17 protein-coding genes are annotated in these 25728 nt (G+C 37.2%); 9 read left to right on the top strand and 8 right to left on the bottom strand.

Annotated features, from left to right (window positions below):
- Window positions 1-60 precede the first annotated feature (60 nt).
- The 8 genes from OLM61_RS19440 to OLM61_RS19405 all read left to right on the top strand — a co-directional run bounded on the left by OLM61_RS19440 (window position 61) and on the right by OLM61_RS19405 (window position 12147).
- Window positions 61-711, top strand: a complete 651-nt coding sequence (locus OLM61_RS19440) for a response regulator transcription factor (RefSeq protein WP_264524244.1) — start codon at window positions 61-63, stop codon at window positions 709-711.
- Between the two features lie 470 nt (window positions 712-1181).
- A complete protein-coding gene (locus tag OLM61_RS19435; RefSeq protein WP_264524243.1) occupies window positions 1182-2696 on the top strand; it encodes a sensor histidine kinase in 1515 nt (504 codons plus the stop codon).
- Between the two features lie 57 nt (window positions 2697-2753).
- Complete coding sequence (locus OLM61_RS19430) at window positions 2754-3107, top strand: YegP family protein (RefSeq protein WP_264524242.1); 354 nt, start codon at window positions 2754-2756, stop codon at window positions 3105-3107.
- 587 nt (window positions 3108-3694) lie between these two features.
- Window positions 3695-6571 carry a TonB-dependent receptor gene (locus OLM61_RS19425; protein WP_264524241.1) on the top strand — a complete coding sequence of 959 codons (2877 nt, stop codon included), beginning with the start codon at window positions 3695-3697 and terminating at the stop codon, window positions 6569-6571.
- A 148-nt stretch (window positions 6572-6719) separates the two neighbouring features.
- On the top strand, window positions 6720-8003 hold the full coding sequence (locus tag OLM61_RS19420; RefSeq protein ID WP_413614362.1) for a DUF5690 family protein: 1284 nt from the start codon (window positions 6720-6722) through the stop codon (window positions 8001-8003).
- A 115-nt stretch (window positions 8004-8118) separates the two neighbouring features.
- Window positions 8119-9276 carry a TIGR03364 family FAD-dependent oxidoreductase gene (locus OLM61_RS19415; protein ID WP_264524240.1) on the top strand — a complete coding sequence of 386 codons (1158 nt, stop codon included), beginning with the start codon at window positions 8119-8121 and terminating at the stop codon, window positions 9274-9276.
- Between the two features lie 130 nt (window positions 9277-9406).
- Window positions 9407-10096 (top strand): phosphonatase-like hydrolase, encoded by a 690-nt coding sequence (locus OLM61_RS19410; RefSeq protein ID WP_264524239.1) that lies wholly within the window; start codon window positions 9407-9409, stop codon window positions 10094-10096.
- 368 nt (window positions 10097-10464) lie between these two features.
- Window positions 10465-12147: a DUF4983 domain-containing protein gene (locus tag OLM61_RS19405; RefSeq protein WP_264524238.1), complete on the top strand. Its 1683-nt coding sequence runs from the start codon at window positions 10465-10467 to the stop codon at window positions 12145-12147.
- Between the two features lie 332 nt (window positions 12148-12479).
- Here the strand turns inward: OLM61_RS19405 and OLM61_RS19400 are convergent, their stop codons facing one another.
- The 3 genes from OLM61_RS19400 to OLM61_RS19390 all read right to left on the bottom strand — a co-directional run bounded on the left by OLM61_RS19400 (window position 12480) and on the right by OLM61_RS19390 (window position 15112).
- Window positions 12480-13064 carry a helix-turn-helix domain-containing protein gene (locus OLM61_RS19400; protein ID WP_264524237.1) on the bottom strand — a complete coding sequence of 195 codons (585 nt, stop codon included), beginning with the start codon at window positions 13062-13064 and terminating at the stop codon, window positions 12480-12482.
- A gap of 194 nt (window positions 13065-13258) precedes the next feature.
- On the bottom strand, window positions 13259-13819 hold the full coding sequence (locus OLM61_RS19395; protein ID WP_264524236.1) for a tetratricopeptide repeat protein: 561 nt from the start codon (window positions 13817-13819) through the stop codon (window positions 13259-13261).
- 189 nt (window positions 13820-14008) lie between these two features.
- Window positions 14009-15112: a PepSY-associated TM helix domain-containing protein gene (locus OLM61_RS19390; protein ID WP_264524235.1), complete on the bottom strand. Its 1104-nt coding sequence runs from the start codon at window positions 15110-15112 to the stop codon at window positions 14009-14011.
- A gap of 1430 nt (window positions 15113-16542) precedes the next feature.
- Between OLM61_RS19390 and OLM61_RS19385 the strand changes: the two genes are divergently transcribed.
- A complete protein-coding gene (locus tag OLM61_RS19385; RefSeq protein WP_264524234.1) occupies window positions 16543-18930 on the top strand; it encodes a TonB-dependent receptor in 2388 nt (795 codons plus the stop codon).
- A 193-nt stretch (window positions 18931-19123) separates the two neighbouring features.
- Here OLM61_RS19385 and OLM61_RS19380 read toward each other — a convergent pair whose 3' ends face one another.
- From OLM61_RS19380 to OLM61_RS19360, 5 genes are all read right to left on the bottom strand, one after another.
- Window positions 19124-20512: an AMP-binding protein gene (locus OLM61_RS19380; protein ID WP_264524233.1), complete on the bottom strand. Its 1389-nt coding sequence runs from the start codon at window positions 20510-20512 to the stop codon at window positions 19124-19126.
- Between the two features lie 17 nt (window positions 20513-20529).
- Complete coding sequence (locus OLM61_RS19375) at window positions 20530-20772, bottom strand: acyl carrier protein (protein WP_264524232.1); 243 nt, start codon at window positions 20770-20772, stop codon at window positions 20530-20532.
- 239 nt (window positions 20773-21011) lie between these two features.
- Window positions 21012-22418: an MATE family efflux transporter gene (locus tag OLM61_RS19370; protein ID WP_264524231.1), complete on the bottom strand. Its 1407-nt coding sequence runs from the start codon at window positions 22416-22418 to the stop codon at window positions 21012-21014.
- Window positions 22418-24250 (bottom strand): IucA/IucC family protein, encoded by a 1833-nt coding sequence (locus OLM61_RS19365; RefSeq protein ID WP_264524230.1) that lies wholly within the window; start codon window positions 24248-24250, stop codon window positions 22418-22420. The genes OLM61_RS19370 and OLM61_RS19365 overlap by 1 nt, the downstream gene beginning before the upstream one ends.
- A 109-nt stretch (window positions 24251-24359) precedes the next feature.
- Window positions 24360-25712, bottom strand: coding sequence for a lysine N(6)-hydroxylase/L-ornithine N(5)-oxygenase family protein (locus OLM61_RS19360; protein ID WP_264524229.1), 1353 nt, complete (start codon window positions 25710-25712; stop codon window positions 24360-24362).
- Between the last annotated feature and the right edge of the window lie 16 nt (window positions 25713-25728).

Genomic DNA, 25728 nt, shown 5'->3' with positions numbered 1-25728 from the left:
AATTATGTTAAAGTGGTAATTAGTTACAAAAAAGCGCTGAAATAACCCTAAATTAGGTAAATGAAAATGAAATCACCATCCAACAACTATTGTTTTCTAGTGGCCGATGACCATAGTGTGGTTCGACAAGGCGTTTCTTTGATGATAAAAGAATTATTTTCGAATGCTATAATTCATAAAGCAGGAAATTTTAAGGATACACTTAATCTTTTAAAAGAGGAATATATAGATTTATTGATATTAGATGTGAACTTCCCTGACGGAAACAGCATCAATATTATAGCAGAAATAAAAGCAATCCAGCCGGAAGTTAAAATATTAATCTTCTCGGCTTATGATGAGAATATTTATGCGATGCGGTATTTAAATGCAGGAGCATCCGGATATCTGAACAAAGAGACTTCTGAGGAAGAAATGAAAAATGCCATCAGCGCAATGATCTCTTCCGGAAAATATATTACTCAGAATGTGAAAGACAGGATTCTGGATTCGTATATTTCAAAAAAGCCTACCAACCCATTGGATGTATTGTCGAACAGAGAAATTGAAGTGGCACAGCTTTTAATTAAAGGGTATGGCAATCTGGAAATTATAGAACATCTGAACATCAAAAAAACAACGGTAAGTACTTATAAAAACAGGATTTTTGAAAAACTGGAAATCGATAATCTGGCCGATTTGATTAAGTTTTTTCAGTTGTATTCTGATTAATAAACAGATACAGTATAAAAAGGAATTGCAGAGCACCGATAGAGTAGAATCTGCATCTTAAAAACAGGAACTTTTGCGTTCCTGTTTTTTTTTGGACAGGATGTGTTGTTTTAAGATGTATTTTCTGTAGAAATAATTCTACAACAGCACGTTCGATGTACTATAAAGTATTGATTTTATTGCATGTATTTTTGTTGTGTCAGGAAGATGCAGTTGCTGGAAGTCTATAAAAAGGATGGATTTGTAGTAGAAAAGGATTATTTTTTTTCAGCATCTAGCTTCCTGTATTAAAAGATATTTTTTTGTTGTTGCGGACGGCTTTTTTGTTTGTGTTTTTGGGTTTATACAAGTCAGGTTATTTTTTTTTGATATGGCCGTCTGATCAACAAATATGGTTTTCGAAATCTAATGCAAACTTAGCATTAGGGAAAACGACAGTTAACAGAATTAGAATGTAAAAAAGTAAGGTTATGGAATTCGATTTTTATAATACAAAGAAGAAAGCAAATGTGAATGTTTTTAAATCTAAATCATTTGATGAGATTCAGGATGCGCTTTTCGTATTTACGATTTCGGCAGTTAACGAGTATGAGATGCCATTTATAAATGATGCTACTTATGAAATGTTTGAAGTTTTATCCAATAAAATGTTTACCACCACGGTACTTTCTATCTACAACCGAATCCATGAGGAAGACAAAAAACACGTAAAGAAATCATTATTAAACGCCATTAAAAAAAGAAGAAAATGGAGTGTAGTGTTCAGAGCAGAATTGCCTTTGAACGGATTAAGCTGGTTTAAGGTCACGTCAAAAAGACTGGTTAATAAAGATGGAAGCACAGAATTTTATGGTCGCATAACAGATATTACCGAGTTAAAAGAACAAGAGCTAAAACTGAAAAGAACAGAACAGCGTTTTAAAGTGATGATGGAGACTTCAAATGCAGGTATCTGGGACTGGGATTTAAGAGCGAACAGAGTTTACTACTCCACGCAATCCCTGAAAATATTAGAATTGAAAGCTTCAGATACTCCAAGCACCCGTGATGGCTGGAATAAAATGGTACATCCGGAAGATCTTGAAGGATATTTAAGCGTATTGCAGAATCATTTGGACAACAAAACTCCTTCTTACGAAAGTTTTCAGCGTGTACTGACTTCAAACAAGGAATACAAGTGGATTATTAGCAAAGGAATGGTGATAGAGCGTGACGCAGCAGGGAGACCTTTAAAAGTAATAGGAACTCACAGTGATGTTTCTTTTCAAAAAGAAAAAGAGCTGGAGTTAAAAAGAGAAATGGAAGTGTATAAAGAGAAAAACAACAGATTGTTGAATTTTTCGCACATCGTATCTCATAACCTAAACTCGCACGCAGGTAATTTTAAAGTTCTTTTGGACTTGATCGATTCAGAAGAGGGTTTTGATGAAAAAATCGAAACCATAAAATACCTGCGTGCGGTTTCCGGAGATCTTAGTAAAACAATTGAAGATTTGTCTCAGATTGTAAACATTCAGAACAACGCCGAAATTAATGTTGAGCCTCTCAATGTAAACAGCTATCTGAACAGAGTACTCAACATTGTTAATGCTTATAGCGATAGCAGTCAGATGACAGTAATCAACAACGTTTCTCCAGAAGCAGTTGTTCGTTTTAATCCGGCCTATCTCGAAAGCGTATTGCAAAACCTGAGCACCAATGCTATAAAGTATGCAAATCCTGCTAAACCCCTTATCGTTGAGTTTGATTTTTTCATCGAAAACGGAAAGAAAGTACTGACTGTAAAAGACAACGGTTTAGGGATTGATCTGGCGAAACATGGAGATCTAATTTTCGGAATGTATAAAACATTTCATAAACACGAAAAAGCAAACGGTTTAGGGCTGTACATCACAAAAAACCAGATCGAATCTATGAATGGGAAGATTACGGTAGATAGCACAGTGGGAGAAGGAACCACATTTAAAATTGTTTTTAAAGACTAAAGATGCTGTTTTCAGCATGATAAAAGATATCAAATTATATAAATAATTAATTTAAGAATGGAAAAATTTGTAGTTAATAGAAAGGCTAATGGAGAATTTCAATTTGATTTTGTAAATAAAAATGGCGAAGTTATTTTGAGCAGTGGAGGGTATACCCGAAAATTTATGTGTATAAAAGGGATTGAATCCGTAAAGAACAATTCACAGGACAGCACAAAATTCTTCAAAAAAACAAATTCAAAAGAAGAGCGATATTTTAACCTTAAGGCTTTTAACGGTAAGATTATCGGAACAAGTAAAATGTTTAAAGACAGAGATTCCCGTGATGCGGAAATCCTGGAATTTAGAAAATACGCGCCGGAGGCTATAGTAGAAGATCAGTCTAATGCTATATTGGAAAGCGTTGCGTAGTAAAGAATGAAATCAAAACCGTATTGGCAGATCGGTGCTATTTTAATAAAACAGTAAACTTTGCCGTTTCCGGATTGTAATAACGGAGCCGTTTTTTAGATAATTTAATTGGTATTTACACACTTAAGATCGCTTTTTTGCGGTCTTTTTTGTTTGTAGAATATAGTGTAAGCTGTTTTCGCCCTTTCAGCCCTTTTGAAATAGTTGTACCGAAGCTGACAAATGGAATAATTTATGTCAGTTCAAAACTTTTATAAGGGGCATTATTTGTAAAAAATCAAACAAATATTTTACAAATAGTAAAAAAATGATTTTTCAAAAAATCAGAACTTAATCAGGACTTAACTTAAGTCCGATGAAGTATTTTTTATCATACTTCCTTTTAATTACTGCACTTAAAGCCCTAAATGCAATAATAGTGTACCGATAATCAAAACATTATAGTACAGTTTTTTTACAAATACTTAACAAATCAGGCTGCTGAATTTTCTTTTCTTTAACAATTAGATAATTTTCAATTATTTACTATTTATAAAATTCATTGTTTATTTGCTTGCATAAATTTAATATTTGTAAACAAATTAACCATGAAAACAATTTACAAGGCAATTTTAATTTTTTCGGTTGCACTTTTTACTCAAAACATGACCGCCCAAAAGGCAAGCATTAGCGGAACAATAACCGATACGCAATCGCCACTTCCAGGGGCGACTATTGTTCTGTCTAATAATCAAAAAGCAACAACTGATTTTAGTGGTTATTTTACCATTCAGGATGTTGCAGCAGGTAGTTTCGAATTGGAGATTTCCTATATCGGATACGAAGTAAAAAATATAAAAATTGATATTAAAGACAATCAACAGCTTAAATTAGGAATCATTCAGCTGCAAACCAATTCTAAAGAACTGAATGAAGTTGTGGTGAGCGGAATGACACAAAGAAATAGTGAAGCCAGAGCGCTGAACATGCAGAAAAAAGCAATGAGCATCGTAAACGTAATTGCAGCCGACGGGATCGGAAAACTTCCGGATCGTAATGCTGCCGAAACCGTACAGCGTATGCCGGGAGTTTCGATCGAACGCGATCAGGGTGAAGGACGTTTTGTATCGGTGAGAGGATTACCGCCTTTTTGGTCATCCACTACAATCAACGGAAACCGAATTCCAACAGCCGAAGAAGAAACGACTTCGAGAGCTACGGCATTTGATTTTTTTCCTTCAGATCTTATTGCATATGTAGAGGCTACCAAAGCCCTTACGCCGGATATGGATGGGGATGCAATTGGTGGAAGCGTAAACTTTACCACACAAACCGCTCCAACCAAAAGAACCATTAAAGCCACTGTTTTTAGCGGATACAACCAAAAATCTGATAAAGGAATTTATAGCGGATCGCTTACTATTGGCGACAAAAGTAAAAACGGAAAGTTCGGATACATCATCAATGGTACGTACTGGGACAGAAATTGGGCAACCGACAATTACGAGGCCAGAAGACAGGGAGATCAGGGAGTTTACCGATTAGAGCTTCGTGACTATACAGGAGTTAGAAAAACCACAGGTTTGAATGGAGCGATGGAATTCAATCCTTCGTCGAGAGATAAAATTTTCCTGAAAGCTACTTATGGCGGACTTACGGATGAAGAAACGCATTACAAACACCGTATTAGATTTGACAAATTCAATGGAGCAACAAATGCGTTGACTGTTGAGCAACAAGACATCCACAATCAGTTAATGACACAATTTATAGGTATTGATTTAGGAGGGAAACACCAATTAGCGAATGGAAATTTAGACTGGAGCGTCGCATCTTACCGAAACAGGTTCAAATACGGCAACATTCCAAATGCAGAAGACAACAGTTACTTTTTAATTCAGTTCAATCAAACCGGAGTAGGGGTTAAGCCGGAATATTTAGACACAGTGCCGCTTGCCAATGGTGGAGCGGGAGGACCAAGAGCGTATTGGGCTGCAGATGGCGGAATGCTGGACCCGAACAATCCGAAGTCAATATTTGATTTTTATTCAGATCCAAATTTTAAAACAGATCCGGCAAAAATGAAGTTTTCTACTTTAGAACTTTACAAAATCAACATCGTTGAAAGAGACAATATAATTGCTGCCGTAAATTACGAGCACAACTTTAATGAAAATTTGAAAATGAAGTTCGGTGCAAAATTAACCGACAAAGACCGTATTGCTACTTTCAGAGACGAATATTACAACTGGACAGGTTCGCCAACACCTTATTTGTCTAACTATGGCCCCGATTTAATCAATCAGCCTGGCGGTACAGATTATATGAGAAAAGAAACGGGTTCTTCGATCGGAAATAGCTTTGGTCCGGTTTTATCGGCAGATGGTATGTCAAAATTATTCAATACTTCAAAAGGAAATTTGGTTTTAAACCCTACGGATTCTCAGATTCCGGAATTAGGAAAAGGTTTAGGAAGAAACTTTAATGTAGGCGAAACAACTTCTTCGGTTTATGCCATGTCAACCTACAGCTTATCTGACAAATGGACTATTTTAGGAGGTTTGCGCGTAACCAATACCATAACACAGGTAACCGGTAAAACAGTAGAGAATAATGTAGTAGTTGATGCTGAAAATACCAAAACCTATACATCGGTACTTCCAATGATGCATGTAAAATATACCCCGATTGACAATTTAAACCTTCGTTTTGCTACCACCAGAACATTTGCAAGACCCAACTTTGGAGATATTTCACCAGCCGGTTCACTAAACACGATTGACGGGGAATATGCAGGAGGAAACCCAAATTTAAATCCAACCTATTCGTGGAATTTTGATTTACTGGGAGAGTATTTCCTTGATGAAGTCGGAATCATTAATGCCGGAGTATTTTACAAATCGATTACCGATCCAATTTTTGACGATACGTATCAGGGTACGATCAACGGAATTCCGGACATCGAAATCAGTTCACCTGCCAATGGTGGAAATGCATGGATTGGCGGAGTTGAATTTGGAATCACCAAAAGATTCAGCTTCTTGCCGGGCTTCCTGAAATATTTCGGAACTCAGATCAATGCAACACTTATGAATTCTGAAATGACATTGGGGCAAAATGCTAACAATCCGAACGGAAGAAAAGTATCTACCCCGTACCAGGCAAAAGAACTTTATAATCTTCAATTGTTTTACGAGAATGGTAAACTGAATGTGAGAGCTGCCTTCAACCACAAAGGGGCTTATGCTACAAGTTTTGATGCCAATGCCAAAAACACAGACATGAACGATATTTATTACGGTAAATACAACTCACTTGATTTTTCAGCTTCGTATAAAATAGGCGATCATTTTACCCTTTTCAGTGATGTAAATAACGTGTTGAATGAGCCTTTGATGTACCACTTTGGAGAAACACCAAATCGTCCGAAGCAAGTAGAATATTACGGAATGAAGTTTAATCTTGGTTTAAAATATAATTTATAGACAACTATAAGTTAACCCGTTGGATGCTGGTAGGTTTTATTTTTACAGTTTATTTTTTTTTCAATCTACTGCAGGCAACGGGTTTTTAAAAACAACAATAAACGATTCTTAGTTACACGACAACTATCACGCTAAATTTCAGGAACTAATGTCTAAAAAAGCATCTAATTTCAGGTTCATACTCCAAACATCTATAGCGGCATTTGGCACCTATTTTTGTATGTATGCTTTCCGAAAACCCTTTACGGTAGCCACATTCGATCAGCTTTCTTTTTGGGGAATCGATTATAAAATTCTCCTGATTCTGGCGCAGGTTTTAGGATATACTTTTTCAAAATTTTTGGGAATCAAGATCATATCTGAATTGAAATCGGCTAGGAGAATTTTATACCTAATCACTTTTATTGCCATTTCAGAGCTGGCTTTATTAGGCTTTGCTTTGGTACCGGCACCCTACAACATTCTGTTTTTATTCATTAACGGATTGCCTCTCGGAATGATTTGGGGAATTGTTTTTTCTTATATCGAAGGCCGGAAAACAACCGAGTTATTAGGGGTGATTTTATGTTCGAGTTTTATCGTTTCCTCGGGAGCTGCAAAATCGGTAGGAATATTTGTCTTGAAGGTTTTGGGATGCAATGAATTTTGGATGCCTTTTGTTTCGGGATTGCTCTTTATTGTTCCGCTAATCGTATTTTCATTGTTTTTGGAAAAAATCCCAAATCCGGATAGCGAGGATTTAGCCCTGCGATCGGAGCGTAAACCATTAAGCAAAAAAGAACGCGCTTCGTTATTCCGACAATTCGCTTTTCCGCTCACCATACTCATTATCTTTTATGCGATGCTAACGGCCATGCGTGAGTTCAGAGACAATTTTGCGCGGGAACTATGGGATTCTTTAGGATACAAAGAAAGTATTTCGATTTATATGTACTCAGAAATTCCCATTGCGATATCCGTTTTGGTTATTTTAGGGTTTCTGGGAAGCATGAAAAACAATTACAAAGCTTTCCGGAATTATCACCTCGTATTGCTGTTAGGTTCAGTACTCATTAGTACTACAACTTTCCTGTTTCAAAAACAGCTGATGTCGGCATTTCCGTGGATGATGATTTCAGGATTTGGAATGTACGTTTGTTATATTCCGTTCAACGGTTTATTTTTTGACCGAATGATCGCTACCTATAAAATAAAAGGAAATACAGGATTTTTAATCTACATCGCCGATGCCTTTGGATATTTAGGAAGTGTTTTGGTATTATTTTTCAAAAATTTCGGAGACCGAAAAATTTCTTTATTGAACTTTTTTACCACTTGTATTTACCTGCTTTCTTTTGTAGGGATCATCACCACTATAATGTCCTTTAATTATTTTAAAAGGAAGTTTAGAAAGACTGTCGAAATTCCCACGGCTATGAGTTATGAGATGTAAAATGTGAAATGTGAGACGCAGGTGAAACCTGAAACCTGAAACTTCAAACTTGAAACAACAAACCAAAAACAAACAAATAATTAAGCAGTAAAACACATAAAAACACAAACACAAAATGAAAGAGAAGTATGATTTAATAATTGTAGGATCCGGAGTTTTAGGAACATTTCACGCCTATCACGCCCTGCAAAAAGGATTATCCGTAGCCATTCTGGAAAAAAACAGCAAACCGGAAGGTGCAACTGTTAGAAATTTTGGACAAGTAGTACCGTCCGGAATGGACCAGAAATGGCAAAATTTCGGAAAAGAAAGTTTAAAGATTTATAAAGATATTCAGTCGCAGTTTGATATCAACCTGCGTCAAAACGGAACTATTTATTTGGCATCCAACGAAGAAGAAATGCAGCTGATTGAAGAGTTACATCAGATAAATGTTTCAAATGATTACGAATCTAATTTGCTGACAAAAGAACAATGTCTGGTTAAATATGATGGGTTGCGTGCTGATTATTGCAAAGGGGGATTATTTTTCCCGCAGGAAGTAACTGTTGAACCTAATACGATGATTCATAAGTTGCATCAGTTTATGACCACCAGTATGGGACTTGATTTGTTTATGAATACTACCATCGTGCAAACGGAAGAGCGAAATGATGAGGTTGTAGCCACCACTGCCGCAGGATTAGAATACAAAGCTTCAAAAATCATTATTTGCAATGGAAGTGATTTCAAAATTTTATATCCTGAGATTTACAACAACAGCGATCTGATTGTTTCCAAACTTCAGATGTTGCAAACCAAACCTCAGAAAAATTATAAACTGGACGGTTCTATCTTAACCGGATTGACGATCAGAAGATACGAATCTTTTGAAGAATGCAAATCATATCAGGCCATTAAAGCAAAGGAAAATCAGGATAGTTTCGAGAAAAAATACGGCATTCACATCCTGTTCAAGCAGGCCCTTGATGGTTCAGTAATTCTTGGAGATTCTCATGAATATGCTCCCGCAAAAGAAATAGACTCTTTAGGTTTTGACCTGAATATGGATATCGACCATTTTATGATTGAAGAAGCCAAAAAGATAATCGATCTTCCAACGTATGAAATCCAAAACAGATGGTTTGGAATGTATTCGCAATGCAAAACAAAGGACATCTTTGAATATACTGTTGACCAAAACATTCACATCATAACCGGAATAGGAGGTAAAGGAATGACCGGCAGCGCAGGATTTGCCAAACATAATATTGATACTATCTTTAATACTTAGGGATTGTGAGGTTTTAAATGTGGATATGAGTTATGGAGGTAACCTGAAACCTGAAACCTGAAACTTGAAACCTGAAACAATTCTAATTCTAAATATACAGCCTCTTGGGCTATAAAAATAAATACACAAAATGAAAATTAATGAAATTGAAATGGTTGTTTTTGACATGGCCGGAACAACAATAAATGAGCAAAACATAGTTTACAAAACATTACATAAATCGATCAATCACTTCGGTATTGATGTTTCTCTTGAACTGGTATTGTCTTTAGGAGCAGGAAAAGAAAAGCATCAGGCGATAAAAGATATTTTAAAACACCTGAACATTACAGATCTGAACAAGTCGGCTTTAATATTTGACTACTTTAAAGAAACACTGGACAAAGAATATCTTTCGGCTCAGGTTTCACCCATAGAAGGTGTCGAGAAGGTTTTGAAAAACCTTAAAAATGACGGTATAAAAGTAGTCTTAAACACAGGATACAGCAGTCATGTTGCCAATACTTTATTAGAAAAGCTAAATTGGAAAGAAGGAAATCAATACGATGCCCTAATCACAGCCGATGATGTAGTGCTGGGACGTCCTTTTCCGGATATGATACACAAAGCCATGCAATTGTTTGCCATTGAAGACGCTTCTAAAGTACTAAAAGCAGGTGATTCGGCAATAGATATTGAAGAGGGTAAAAACGCTAAATGCGGAGTGACCATAGGAGTTTTGTCAGGCGCACAAACCAGACAGCAGCTCGAAGAAGCCCAACCCGATTACATATTAGATTCGCTGGCATCACTTTATGGAGTTATTGGGGTGAAGTGTTAGGTGTGAGATGTGAAATGTAAGATGTAAGATGTAAGATGTGAGATGTGAGATGTGAGATGTTAGTTGTGAAAAGTGGGCACATCGCTCTGCGGTTTATTTTGAGCAAAGCGTCTTTTACAAGTATTTCGAGCTATGTTTCTATGTGTTAAAAAAGAATTGAGAGATTATAGAATAAAGAGTAAAAAGTAAAAATCTGCGAGAGAAAAATACAAAACCAACATCATTTATTTAGAGTAAAAATATCTTTTGTATGTAATTAGAGTATCTCCGCTATACATTAAAAAATTCGCTAATTAGTTAAAACAATATCCCTGCAGGAAAAGTTTCAAACAAGTAAATAAATAGTAACCATAAAACAATTCAACCCAATGAAAAAGATTTTTAGATTAAGTTACATTACAATTCTTGCAAGTGTGCTTTTAGTCACATCCTGTACCAATGATTCCGCATTTAAGGATAACGAACAGGCCGTAAATGCTAAAACAAACGCTAAAACAGGTAAATCTGCTTTAAGCAGCGGAACCAGAAAATTACTGATTATTGGAATTGACGGCTGCCGTGGAGATGCTTTAATGGGAGCCAATACCCCTAATGTTCATGCTTTATTACCCAATGCTGTCTATAGTCTGGATGCTTTGACTGAAGCACCGACGTGGAGTGGAAACGGCTGGTCGACGATGCTTACCGGTGTTACCCATTTGAAACATGGTGTAACGGACAACTCATTTTCGAGTCCGAATTTTACGGCATATCCGAATTTTTTAAAACGATTGGAGACTTATAATGCGGCCTTAAAAACCATGTCAATCGTGCACTGGGCACCGATCAATACCAACATTGTGGACGGGATTGATGTAGAGAAAACACTCACGACTGACGTGGCTGTTAAAAATGAGGTGGTTGCCGCGCTTACAAACGATAATCCGGATGCTTTGTTTTTGCATTTTGATGATGTTGATCACGCCGGGCACAGTTACGGATTTTCGCTCAATGTAGCGCAATACAAAGCTTCAATTGAAACAACAGACGGTTATATTGGAGAAATTTTAGCAGCTTTAAAAAACAGACCCAACTATTCCAATGAAGACTGGCTGGTTGTAGTTGCACCGGATCATGGTGGTATCGTTACAGGTTCCAGCGGTTCTCATGGAGGGACATCCTACGAAGAGCGAAATATTTTTACCATTTTCAACAACAAAAACTTCACTTCGACTAAGATCGAAAAACCTATAGATCCAACCACAACGATTACCGGTAAATTCGTCAATTTTAATTCAAATAGTGTTTATGCTTCAACAGCCAATGCACTTTACAATTTCGGAAGTTCTAGTTTTACGGTGGAATGCCGGGTGAAAACATCAGGTTACAGCAGTGATCCGTCATTGGTTTCGAATAAAAACTGGGTGAGTGGTAAAAACCGCGGATTTGTAATTTGTGCCAATACTGGTGGGAAATGGAAGGTAAATATTGGTGATACACAAAATCGTGTTGATATTTCAGGAGGTACAATCAATGACGGGAAATGGCATCATTTGACGTTGGTAGTTGATCGTACCCAAAAATTGGTTAAAACGTATCAGGATGGTGCTTTTGTCGGACAGGCGGCGATTGGAGCCAGTTTTGGAAGTCTGACTTCGGGCTTGCCTTTCGCTATCGGACAGGACGGAACGCTGACGTATGGTGCAAATGTAAACGGAAATATTGCTGAGGTTCGTGTTTGGAACAAAGCCTTATCCGAAGCTTCCATCTTGAGTTATACCTGTTCATCAGTTACTGCCTCTCATCCGGATTATTCAAATCTTATCGGATATTGGAAAGGAGATAACGGATCAGGAAACAGTTTCACCGATTCCAGTAGCCAGCAAGTGGCGCTTACTTTTCCAAGCACACCAAGTTGGACAACCAGCACGGCTACTTTAAAATGTGGCACTGCGACGGGAGAAGTTCCTAAAATGGTGGATATCGCTTATTCTTCTCTGCAATGGTTTGGTGTACCCATTAATAGTGGATGGGCATTAGATGGCCGTTCATGGCTTCCGGCAGGGAATTAAAAAATTTGTGTTTTTTGTTTTTATAAGGCTATCTTCATTTATGGAGGTAGCTTTATTGTTTAAGTACAAAAATGCATTGTTTAACCGCAAGGAGCGTAAAGATTTATATTTTTTATGAATTGTCAACCAGCTTTAGCTGTTGGCATTATAGAGTGCAGGAGTATTGGCTTTAGCCTAAATCAGTAGTATTTGGCTAAAGCCCAATCTGTATTAAATTAAGATCCTCCAGCTAAAGCTGGAGACAAATTAAAATATTTATTTACGCCTTTGCGAGCCAAAAAAGCATAGCGAACTTTGCGTGAAACTTTGCGCTCCTTGCGGTTAAAAAAAAACTAACTATTACTCTCCGAATAAAAGTAAAGCACCAGCATCAAACAGTTTTCGGTTGTTCTGTTTTGAGGCACATGTGGATGCCTTCCGTTGAAACATAAAGAATCACCCTCACTGACCACTACTTCTACGTCATCGATAATGTAGGTTACACTTCCTTTGATAATATACTTGAACTCCCAGGCATCAGTAATTACTTTTTCGCGTTTGCAATTTGGTTCTACGTCAAGGATTACGGCTTCAAAACCAATAGAATTAATACTTTTGCTAAAAATATGATAGTAGTTAAAACCAGTCGTTTCGGCACGGTCTTCTTTTTCTATTTTTTGATAGTCTTCTTTTTTAATATGGAGGTATTTGGCATTTTTGGTATTCTCAACTCCTTCAAAAAAGTAACTCACATCGGTATTTAAGGATTGTATCAATTCAATTAAAACGGGTAGAGAAGGTATGGTTCTGCCATTTTCAATTCTGGATATCAAACCGTTGCTAACCCCGGCTCTGTTGGCTACTTCGTGTATGGTTAATGCATTTTTCTTCCTGATCTCTTTTAATCTTTTTCCAATACCAATTAAAAAATCTTCCATAATAAAAACTTCGGTTTAAATGGTAAATATAACACAATTAGCGGGTCAGTTGCAAAAGCAGGGAAGCCTTTGCATAAACTTTGTGTTCTGTTGAAAGGATTGTACGCGGATAACACAGATTCGCTATGCGAAAACGCGGATTCGCACGGATTTTATTTTTCTTATGTGGAATAAGATAAAGTTTTTGCGGATAGTCAATTTACCTTTAGATTTCGTACCCTCGCTTTTTTAATGAGATTTAGAGAATCTCTGATCAGCGATTTTATTTCCAGGGATGGAGCTTTTCGTCCTTCGTATCTGCTTTGTACCGGGCCTTCTATGTCCATTTTAGCTGCCTGTAAATCGGTTTCAAAAGCTTTGAGCACCTGGTTTTCGATATTCGAATGTTTTTTGTAGTAATAGATTGCATTGTGCAGATCTTCGATATGCCCTGTAAAATCTAAAATCGCTCTTTTGGATACCGCCCGATTGTAATAGATAGAAAACTCCAAAGGATCGGTTTCGATGGCTTTGTCAAAATCTTCAATGGCATTATAATGGTAATCGAGTTTTTGAAGACAATTTCCTCTCAAAGCATAAACGCCCTGATCAAATCCTGAATTGATGGCGATGTTCAAATGTAATAAAGCATCCTGAAACTGGTTCGACAAATAGAATTGTCTTCCTCTTTCAAGATGAGCCGACCCTTCATTAGAATGGGATTTTGAAAGTCTTTCCGTAAACTTTTTTATTGTTAAAGTGTTGAACCATTTCATGCTTATTAGATTTTAGCCGACAGATTAAACAAATAATAAAAAGATTTATTAGAATGGGGGGACTAAAATTAATTAATTTTTTGAAATATAGCAACTTATGATAGTTCTTATTTTGCAAAATGCTTCAAAAGTGTCGCGAAATCCTATAAAAATGGATGCTCTTTAAAGAAATAGAATAGCAAACAAAACCTACTTTTTCTTTCTACCCAGCCAAATCAGCAAACCAGTAATAGGTAATGTTGCAGCAAAAAGGCAGACCAAAAAAGCAATTATTTTGGTTGGTAAACCGTAGACACTTCCGGTATGAATAGGATACATCAAACGTCTCAGTTTATCTCCTTTGGAATAGGATGCAAAGTGTCTGTTCTCAATATTTTTGGCAGTATACTTATCAAAATACGCAGAACTGGATTGGTGCGGAATGATTCTTTCTACATCTTCTTTAAGAACCGTAATACTGTTAATGGTATCCACAGGCATTCTGATTTGAATATTTCCGTTATAAGGAAAAATGCTGTCCGTAGCATTGTAAATGCTTTGGTAGAAAGCAGTGTTATTGAGTTTAGGATCTATTTTGGTTGGATTTTCTACTTTTAAAGAGGTTTTCTTTGTCGTTCCTTCGGTCACCAGGTAAAGACCACTTTGAAACCAGTCAAAAGCAAATGTCAGACCAGTTAGCGAAATAAGAAGTAAAACTAAAAAACTGTAAAAACCAAAAGTCGAATGGAAATCCCAATTGACCCTTTTGAAAGAGCCGCTCCATTTTACAGTCAGACGCTGCTTTAGATGTTTCATTTTTTTGGGCAACCACAAAACGATACCCGAGATCAGCATAAAAACAAAAATAAGACAAGAAGATCCCATAATAAGTTGCCCCGCATCTCCCAGTAACAATTGCCTGTGCAGTGAAAGGACTACCACAAAAAATCTGCTTTCCTGAGGCGTTGTTGCCAGCACTTTTCCGGAATAGGGATCAATAGAAAAAAAATGTGCTTTTTTATCTGAATCTTTTCCCAGAATTTGTATCGTACGTGAAGGATCATTAAAAGTAGAAATTCGGCTAATCTTTTTGATGCCATATTCTTTCTGAAGAATATCTGTACAGTAATCGATTGTCTTTTTGGTTTTCCCTATAGAAGAAACGTGGTAATATTGTGGATTTACCAATTGGTCAATCTCTTTTTCAAAAACTAAAATACTCCCTGTTAATGCAGCAATAAAAACGATTAAACCTGAGCCAAGTCCCAGCCATAAATGTAATTGTCCGATGGTTTTCTTTATTCCTTTCTTCATTAATAGTTTTATTTTGGTTTATGGCATTGGAGTTCACACCCTAACAGTGTCAGTTTTTCGTTGGACGTAAATTCTTTCCAACCAAAAATCCGTCGCAAATTTATACTTATTTAGACTAAATCTTTTCAGTTTAAAGGAAAAAATAAAGGAGAATCTCTTAAAAATACTTAAGAATTACACTTCGAAGACAACAGAGTAATGCTTTTTACAGTGAAAACTTACAGCTTGGTTTTATGTGTGAAATGTGAGATGTTAACTGAGAAATGTGAAACGTTTTATTTTCGGCAAGAAAATAAATGTTCTACGTGTTAAAATGATTACTACAGCTAGAAAGATTAAAAAATCTGCTTAATCTGCAAGATCTGCGAGAAAGAATTACAACATGCAGGCATGTACTTTATGGGTAGGGAAAGAATGCCTGAGAGAAAATCATTGTGGTGATTTAAAATTGTTGTGAAATATGTCGTTCCTCTGGAACTTATTTTGATGACGCTTTACTTTCAACGGATTAAAATCCGTTGCTACAAATTTGGCGTTCCTTCGGAACTTATTTTGAAGACGTTTTATTTTTAGCAAGAAAATGAATGTTCTATATGCTCAAAGGATTGGTACAGCTAGAAAGATTAAAAAATCTGCTTAATCTGCTTAATCTGCGAGAAAAAAATACAACATACAGGCATGTACTTTATGGGTAGGAAAAGAATGCCTGAGAGAACATCATTGTTGTGGTTTAAAATTGTTGAGAAATGTGTCGTTCCTCTGGAACTTATCTTGAAGGTGCTTTATTTTCAACGGATTAAAATCCGTTGCTACAAATTTGGCGTTCCTTCGGAACTTAATTTCAAAAAGAGGTGAATATCATTGTCATGGTGTAAAGCTGTTGCTAAATGCGTTGTTCCTCCGGAACTTAATTATTAGATGTTTTTTGTTGTCAACGGATCATAATCCATGCATATAAACCAAATGGAACCATAATGACTGTGGTAGGTTTAGCACAATCGATTTTGATAAACTAAGCGGTTTGCCTTGTAAAAGAGCCATAGGCTCGTATATATTGTAGCGACGGATTTTAATCCGTCGTAGAGAATAAAGATCATAATAAAAAGAGCCATAGGCTCGGCCCATATTGTTCCATGTATTAATCAAAGGCGTTTGGTATGTGTTTAAATAATTGATACAGATAGAGAGATTAAAAAAATCTGCTTAATCTGCAAAATCTGCGAGAAAAGAAAAGAGATGGAGTTAAAAATATTTGCGACTAATAAATTGTCAGAAAATAGATTTATTTTCTGACAATAACAAGAAGATTAGTAAAAATTCTATAGAATAAATCGAAATAGTACTTGTTAAACAATTATTAATCTTTACTTTTGCACTGTTTTTATTAATTCTAAATAAGAATAAAATCACTAACCAAAACTTAAAAATCAATGAAATATCTTAGTTTAAGAACATCAAAGTTTTTATTTATTATTAGCCTTTTATTTTCTGTGGTTTCTTCTTTTGCACAACAAAATAATGGAAAAATTAAAGGAGAGATCACAACTTCTGATGGTAAATCAGCCTACGGAGCAACAATCATACTTAAAAATTCAAAATACAAAACCACTTCTAATAGCGATGGTAGTTTTAAATTCAATAAAATAGTTGAAAACATTTATACGCTTCAGGCTTCATTAGCCGGTTATGAAACGATCGAGCAGGAAGTTACCGTTGCAAACAATGAAACTGCCACCGTAACTTTACAATTGAAGTTTACCGGAAAAGAAAGCGAGATTTCAAAAGAAAATGGCGATCAACTGGATGAAATTATCGTTTCGGCCAGCCGAAAGGTAGAAACCTTATCTAAAACACCTTCTTCTGTAACCGTAATCAACGCTAAGGATATTGACAACTTATCGATCGTGAGTTCAAATATTGCCAATGCTGTGGCATTTGCAGTTCCAGGTTTAGGATCGGCAACAAACAATACTGGGAATTACGGTCAGACTCTTAGAGGAAGAAACCCATTGGTTCTTATTGACGGAATTCCGCAATCGACACCATTAAAATCGGCAGGACGTGAACTTCGTTCAATAGATCCTTCGGTAATTGAACGTATTGAAGTAATCAAAGGAGCTACAGCTATTTATGGGAATGGTGCCGATGGAGGTTTGATCAATTATATCACCAAATCGGGGAAAACACAAAAGAAATTTGCCGGATACAGCGAGGCCGGAACGACAGGTAATATTAAAGGAGACAGTACAGCAGGATACCGATTTAATCAGCAGTTTTACGGAAAAATCAATAAGTTCAACTATATGGTAGGCGGAACTTATGAAAAAACAGGTGTTTTTCGTGATGGAGCAGGGAAGGTTATTTCTCCTGAATACGGATTAGGAGAAACTAAAGCGTACAACGTTTTTACAAAATTAGGTTACGATTTAACCGCCAAACAGAGAATTGATTTGATGTACAATTACTTCAGTTCCAATCAGGATTCTGATTTTGTTCTAAAAAATGGGGTGTACGGAGTAAGTCCGGCAATTGGAGTATTAGGCAACAGACCTGGGGTAGACGAAGGAAATCGTTACAATCACAACGCCAATTTGCAGTATGTAAACAAAGAAATTTTTGGAAATACTTCGCTTACAGCAAACCTTTATTTTCAGGACTTCTTAACGATATTTTCCAACTCTACTTTTTTCTACGGAAGCGGGCAGTCACAAACAGCATCAACCAAAAAAGGTCTTAGAGTATATTTGAATTCTCCATTTACAATCTCTTCTAATTTTACAGGTGATGTAACTTATGGTTTTGATTTACTGAATGACAAAACGAACCAAAAATTGGTTGACGGACGTGTTTGGGTTCCAAATATCAACATGGTCAATCTGGCTCCTTATGCACAAATATCGACACAATTGTTTAGCGACTGGAATGTAAAAGCCGGTTTACGTGCCGAAAACATTAAAATCAATATCGACGATTACAATACCCTTGCTACCGGTGCAAACGGAGCGGGAAGTATCGCTGTAAAAGGCGGTGATCTTACTTACGATGCCTTTGTTTTTAACACGGGTATCCGATATTCAAGATTTAAATTCTTTAATCCATTTGTGAGTTTTTCTCAGGCTTTCTCTGTATTTGATTTAGGACGAGTTTTAACAAACGCCAAACAGGATGCAATATCTAAATTAGAAACTGAACCTATTATCGTTAATAATTATGAAGGTGGTTTTAGCAGTCAGTTAGGGAAATTCAATTTGAGTGCTTCCTATTATTTGAGTACTTCAAAACTAGGAACCAATTTGATTCAGGTAGATGGATTCCTGGTAGCGGAACGTTTACCGGAAAGAGTTTGGGGATATGAAGTTCAGGCCGATTACCAAATTTTGAAACAATTGACAGTAGGAGGAAACTATGCGAATGTACAGGGAAGAGGGGATAAAGATTCTGACGGTCATTTTTATGGTCCGACCGATATTTATCTGAAATCAAACAGAATCCCTCCGGTTAAAATTACAGGTTATGCAAAATATGGCGGTGAGAGATTAAATGTTGAATTGTACTGGATGTATGTAGGTGATCGCGATGTTTTTAAACCAAATGCCAAAGGAGCTTACGCTATTGGTGAAGGACCAATTCATTCATTCAACTTATGGAATCTGGCTACAGCATACAAAGTAACGGACAGCATCAGAGTAAAACTTGGAATAGAAAACATCTTCAATACCGATTATTACCCGACAACTTCTCAGTTCTTTGGTACAAATGCCAATTATACAAGAGGAAACGGTACAAGATTTAACTTAGCACTTGGATACAGTTTCTAAAAAAATAGCTTTTCAGCAATAGTATTATTTTGTTTTTTTTATGAAAAGGCTTCTGACGCATTTTGTCAGGAGTCTTTTTTATTTTGAAGGATGAAAAAAAAGTCGCAGTATTCAGTCGCAGTGCTCAGTTTTAATGTTTACCGATTACCGTGACTGCGACTGTGACTGAAAACTGCGACTGAATACTGAATACCTACAAAGCTCCCTCCAATTCGAGTGCTTCTTTAAGCAATGGATAGTTTACCTTTCCGTTTGGTGTAAGCGGAACATCTTCTATATGCATTACTTTTAAAGAATTGGCATGAAGATTCAGCTTGGCTTTTAAGATTTTTAGAATCAATTCTTTGTTCATATTCTTGTCGGTGTACATAACGGCCAGGTGTTTATCGTTTATTCCCAAACAGATAAAAGTTTGTCCGCCCAGTGCATCTTTTAACAGTAATTCTGTTTCGTCAAGATTCAAACGTACGCCAAACAATTTTACAATTCGTTTGATTCGGCCCACAATGTAGTAGTAGCCTTCGTCGTCTTTACGGGCTTTGTCTCCGGTATGAAGTCTTTCCTGCTGTTCAAAAAACTGTAAATCGGCTCTGACATTGGCATAACCGCCATAAACGTTAGGACCAATATAAATCAGCTCATCCGTTTCGTTATCGATCTCAAAACGTCCGTTTTTGACTGGTAAACCAATAGAGGTTCCTTTTCGCAACAAGTCTTTAGGAGGCAGATAAGCCATACGGCCTGAAGCTTCTGTCTGACCGTATTGTGCAAAGAACTGTTTGCCAAATTTCTCGCTAAAGTCGGAAATTGCTTCGATCAGTTTGTGATTCAGCATTCCGCCCGTATGCGTCAGGTAACGCAGTGAGGGATGGTCTTTTTTGAAAAATCCGATACTGTATAACATTTCATAAAAGTACGGAACGCCACCCAGGGTAGAGTATCCGTATTTTTTGAAATCGGCCCAAAATTCTTTTTGAAAAGCATCCTTATCCGTACATACAATTTGACTGGCTTTGATGCAATTGGTCGTAAAAATCGATAAGCCGTAAACAAAATTAATAGGCACATTTAAAGGCACTACATCGTCCGTTCGAATAGGCATATACTCCATAATCGACTTTGCATTGTGCACCAAATTTTCATCGGAAAGCCTCACGAATTTCGGTGATCCGGTAGTTCCGGAAGTGCTGAGCAAAAGTTTGATTTTGGCGTGTATCGGGTAAATTAAATTTACATTTCGTTTGAACAATACTATAGTGTCCGATGCATTTACCGTTGTATAACCTTCTATCTCGGTACGAGTAGGGTCAAAGATATAATAAGGCGTATATTTTTGTTCTAAATTTTCTTTAAAATGCTCGTGTAATCCCATTCCCAGCAAAGCGATAGTAAACCTGCTCTGATAAAAGTTGAGCAGGGTTTCAATAGCGGGTAACTGATTGTCATTGTAAATAAAAACAACCGAACGAATGTTTTCGATGTCCAGTGACTGATCCATTTCTGCAATAGATTTTGAAAGGCCAGTGGTGGAATCGGTAAAAGTCAGTTTTTCGTTTTTCCTGATTAAATCGTATAGTTCCATAAGTTTAGTGGTCTATTCTAATTAATTTCAAATCCGTATTTTTTAAGGATGTCTTTTATTTTTGCTACACTTCCCATTTCAAGGATATCTTCCATTTCGATAGAGATCTTATACGTGCTTTCAAGTTCTTCTACCAATACCAGATGACTCATTGAATCCCATTCGGCGATAGCCTGATATTCCAGTCCGTCGTTTACTGCCTCAACAGGAATTTCAAAAGCTCTTGCAAATACTCCGTGTAATTGTTCTACTGTACTCATTTTTTTATGATTTAATATTAAATTGATATTTTTATTTTGTGTAATGTTTAAATTGCTAAAGAGATGGCGCTCCGCTGGAGCTTTGACAAAAATGGTATCATTAATTTTCTATAGATATGTAGCTCCTACGGAGCTTTTAATAGCTATTATGTTCCATCGGGACATTAATATTTATAACATTCCTATAATCCGTTTTGTTGAACCCCAGCGGGGTGAAATCTCTTCAAATTTGTTTGTTTTTAAACTCTTGTGTGCTTCCATTTTCCCTTTCGAAAGACCACAATACAGGCTACAGCCAATATGATTTCCGAAATAAGAATGGCTGTAAATACACCATTTGATCCCAGGTCAAAAGAAATTCCTAAGGCATAGGCTAGCGGAATCTGTACGACATAAAACATCAGGATGTAAAGCCAGGTCACTACTTTTACTTCGCCAGCCGCGTTAAGGGCTCTCGAAATAACCATCGTATAGCCCAACAGTATATAAGCCATCGAAATAAGATGAATGTACATAGTGCTAAAAGAGATTACTTCGGGATTATCGGTAAAGATTTTCACCACCGGAACGGCAAGGAAAATCCAGCATACTCCAATTAAAACCAGAAACCCCATGTTCAGCATTCCCGCCCTCCAAACCGATTTTTCAGCCCTGTCTGGACGTTTGGCTCCCAGATTTTGTCCGGTTAGAATTCCTGCGGCATTTCCAAGACCCCAGGCTGGCATCGTAGCGATAGAGGTAACTCTTTGCGCCAGTATGTAACCTGCAAGGGCATTTTCGCCAAAATGGGACATAATTTTGATCATGAACACCCAGCTTGAAGCAGGAATGATAAATTGTACCGTACCGCCAAAAGCCAGTTTTAAGACTCTTTTGAAAATAGCGAGATTAAAGACCAATTGTGCGAGACCAATTTTCAACAGGGTTTTGCCGTTGATCAGATACCAGGCCTGATAAAGTACCCCAATCACTCTCGCAATTAAAGTCGCCAAGCCAACTCCCAACAAACCGTAAGCCGGAATTGGACCCCAGCCGAAAATAAATATTGGGCACAACACTATGTTTAAGGCATTCGAAAGCCAAAGTATTCTCATGGCAGTGGAAGCGTCTCCGGTACCTCTGAAGATTCCGTTTACGACGATACGAAGAATTAAAAACCCGCTGGAAGCAAACATGACGATTCCGTAAGTAGTTCCTTCTTCAACCATCGCAGCAGAAAGTCCCATTGCACTCATAATATCGGTGGTCCAGATGGTACAGACAATACTGATCAGCGCCGCAATGGGCACTGTAGCATAAATAACCTGCATGGCTGTTTGACCTGCCGCCTTGAATTTTTTCTCTCCAATTCTTCTGGAAATCATAGCGGAGGCCGCAATTCCGAGACCAATAGAAACCGAATAACAAAAGGTGATAAAAGTAGTGGTCGCTCCCGCAATAGAAATGGCATTTGTTCCCAATCGGCTAACAAAGAACAGATTGGAGCACACAAATAAAGATTCCATCAGCAGCTCTGCTACCATGGGAACAGACAGCAAAATAATGGTTTTGTTGATACTGCCCGAAGTGAAATTGCTTTCGCTGCCGGCTAGTGAACGCCTTAACAAACCAAAGAAAGAGCGTGTTTTTAAAAGGGCTTCTTTCATTAGTTTTCTTTTGCCGTTAGTACTTCTTCATTGATTAACTGATGCAGTGGATTCGGAATAAAACCACTTTTTTTCATGTGTGGAAAACCAGCTGTTTCTTCATACCCGTTATACAAACGTCGACTATTGAAAATAAGACGTTTGAATTCAGGGATAAACATATTGTACTTGTCAAAGATTTCCTGAAGTTCAGGATGTTCTGCCTGATATTCGGTAACAATGTCGTAAACACAATTCCAGAATTCCGTTTCGGTATAGTTTGCCGTTGTAATCATCACATCGCTCAGGTATCTGAAGAAGGCATCAAAAATGGCAATCAGTATCGTTAAGGGTGCATTTTCAGGATTTGGAGAAGCATTAAACAAGTTCTCAATAAATTCCTGTGGCAATTTTTTCTTCGCTTCTTCATTGATCAGAATATCGCCTACGAAGTCCTGCAAAGCAATACGTGTTGGTACATAATCTTTTAGAATAAGAATCACATTTTGTCCGTGTGGATCAATAGATAAAGAATGCTGGTAATAAATTTGAAGCACAGGTTTAAGATAGGCTGTCATATAAGCCTTGAGCCATTGTTCTGTAGAAAGACCTGATTTTTCGATCAGTTCTTCTACCAAACTTTTACCGGTTTGGTCTACATATAACAAGGCCGCCATCGTCATTAATTTTTCACCTTCTCTAAGCGAATTTACCGGGCTTTCACGCCACATGGCACCCAGATATTCGTTGTACTGGTACGGAGGATTGGCAATTTTGCTGTAACTAGGGTGGGTGTAGGTAACAGATACCACTTCGCCCAAAAGAACAACCCCCATTTTTTGCAAGTGCTCGTCTTTTTTAAGAACGTCTTTCAGATATTCTGTCAAACGTGGCGCTATTAATAATTGTTTGGGCGACAAACCTCTAACGTGACTGGTATTTAAAATAGACATCGATGTTTTTACATAATGTTTATTTGGCGCACTTTCGTTAAAAAAAGTACGGATGCTTTGCTGAGGGCTGTAAATATCTTCGGTTAATTCTAAAGGAACAAGATGTTTGGAAGCGATATCATTAGCAAACTGCATAACCAATTTGTTTTGCCATTGCCATAAATGCACAGGGATAAAAACATAATCGTCTGCATTTACATTTAGTCCTGTTAACTTGTTTTTAAAAACATCCAGTTTTTCTTTTCCGATTTCACTTTCGTAGAAAGCCTGATGTTCCATATCGGTTTGTAAACGCAAAGCGGCTCTGTTTTTATGAGCAGCAATCCAAATCAAACGGGTTCTTTGGTCCGACTCCGGCGTGAAATTATTGTAATCTCCAGAGTTAAAACCAATTCGGCCTTTGTTGACAATTACCCATGGGTGGCCGTCCAGACTGTGTTCGATGGTTTGAAAATCAGCATCGACTAAGGTTGACGAAGGCACACGACGGTTGGAATGGATGTAGGCATCGGCATATAAGGTGTGCAGCAACTCTTCGATATAATGGGCAAGAGTAAAATCGTTGATACCAAAAGTTTCCTTAAGTTCGATAAAGAAATTAGGTACGTCAATGTGATCTAATTTTACTTCATGCTCGACTTTGCAGATACTGTCTCTGACGATGTGCCAGTAATTTAAAAATCTTGGATAGGCCGAAAAGATATAGTAAATATGCTCTGAATCGGTTTCTAGAATAAAATGGGTAAGACCATCTTCGTCTTTACCCGTTATTTGGGGATTTGCGACATCTTCACGCATCAATTCCGAAATACTTTTGGCCAGTAAATTGCGATTTACCTGGTTCCAGATCTCGGCGTTGAGGTGTTGGGCGTCTTTAAAGGTATTTTCTGGGGTTGTCATTTTAGTTGATTTTTAGTAAGATCTGCCGATTGGGTGTAATTGTTTTATCACTAAAAAACGATGTTTCTAAGTGTTCAATATTTTTTTAATTACACCAATGGGCTAAAATCTAATTGTTTAATTGCTCGTCTATTAATTCCATAACATTCGTTGTCGAAAACTCCGGAGTTGCTTTTTGAACTCCAAATTGTTGAAATGCAATTCGTTTTTCGACCTTATACACTTCACGATTGGCAATCTGGTTGATGATGTACGAATTTCGATAAGCACCCATTCCTAAATCAGGAGTCGAAAGACCGTGTGTATGCAATTCTGCATTCTGAACAAAAATATCTGTCCCGTTTTTATCTATGGTATAATTACGGTGCACCTTAAACAAGCCATTTTCCAAACGACCAATTTTGTTTTCAAGTCCCGAAAGAAAAGCAGGTTCTTTGTATCGATAACCTGTTGCCAGAATCACATAATCAGTTTGATCCTCGAACGGCTGCTCGAGTTCCGTTTGAACGAAATCAAGCGTATACGAACCATCAGCCGCTTCATTTACCGAAGTAAGACGCATATTCGAACGCAACTCCACATTCAGCGGTTTGTCTTCTAAACTCATTTCATAGAGACTGTCGAAAATCTCATTAATCAATTCGGTGTCGATTCCTTTGTAAAGCCCATGTTGACTGTCTAAAAGCTGTTTGCGCTTTTGTGCCGAAAGACTATGAAAATGATCTACATATTCTGGAGAAGTCAATTCTAAAGTCAGCTTTGATTTATTGTCGAGCGGGAAAAAGTGGGACGAACGGGTCAACCATTTCAGTTGCAATCCGTCTTCGGTATCCGGCAAAAGATCACGGAATACTTCAGCAGCACTCTGCCCGGAACCAATAATCGTTACAGCTGTATTTTTTTGAATGTGTGGCTTGAAATACAAATACTGAGAGGCGTGAATTACATTTGGCAATGCTTCCGCATCAATAAATTCAGGGATATAGGGTGAAGTTCCCGTACCCAGAACTATTTTATGTGCATAATAAACAGCCGTAACACAAGTCTGAGTATTGATTACTGTAACTTTATAAACATCGTCAACAGGATCGACCGAAAGAACCTTGTGCGAAAATTTGCAATTGCTAAGCTGAGCAGCGGCCCATTTGCAATATTCATTGTACTCTCTTCTGTAAATAAAGAAGTTTTCACGGATGTAAAATTTATAAGCACGTCCGCTTTGTTTGATGTAATTTAAAAAGCTGTATTTGTTAGTTGGATCGGCCATAGTAACCAAATCGGCTAAAAACGGAACCTGTAATGTTGCATTATTCAGCATTAAGCCCGGATGCCAGTCAAAGCTTTCGGACTGATCAAAAAACAGTGCTGATAAATCTTCTATGGGTTCGATAAGTGCGGCAAGTCCAAGATTGAAAGGACCAATCCCGATTCCGATTACCGAATATATTTTTTCTGTATTCATTGTGGTTGTATTACGA

Origin of the sequence: Flavobacterium sp. N502536 (genome assembly GCF_025947345.1) — a bacterium.
GTDB lineage: Bacteria > Bacteroidota > Bacteroidia > Flavobacteriales > Flavobacteriaceae > Flavobacterium.
This window is presented reverse-complemented; position numbering and strand designations above follow the sequence as displayed.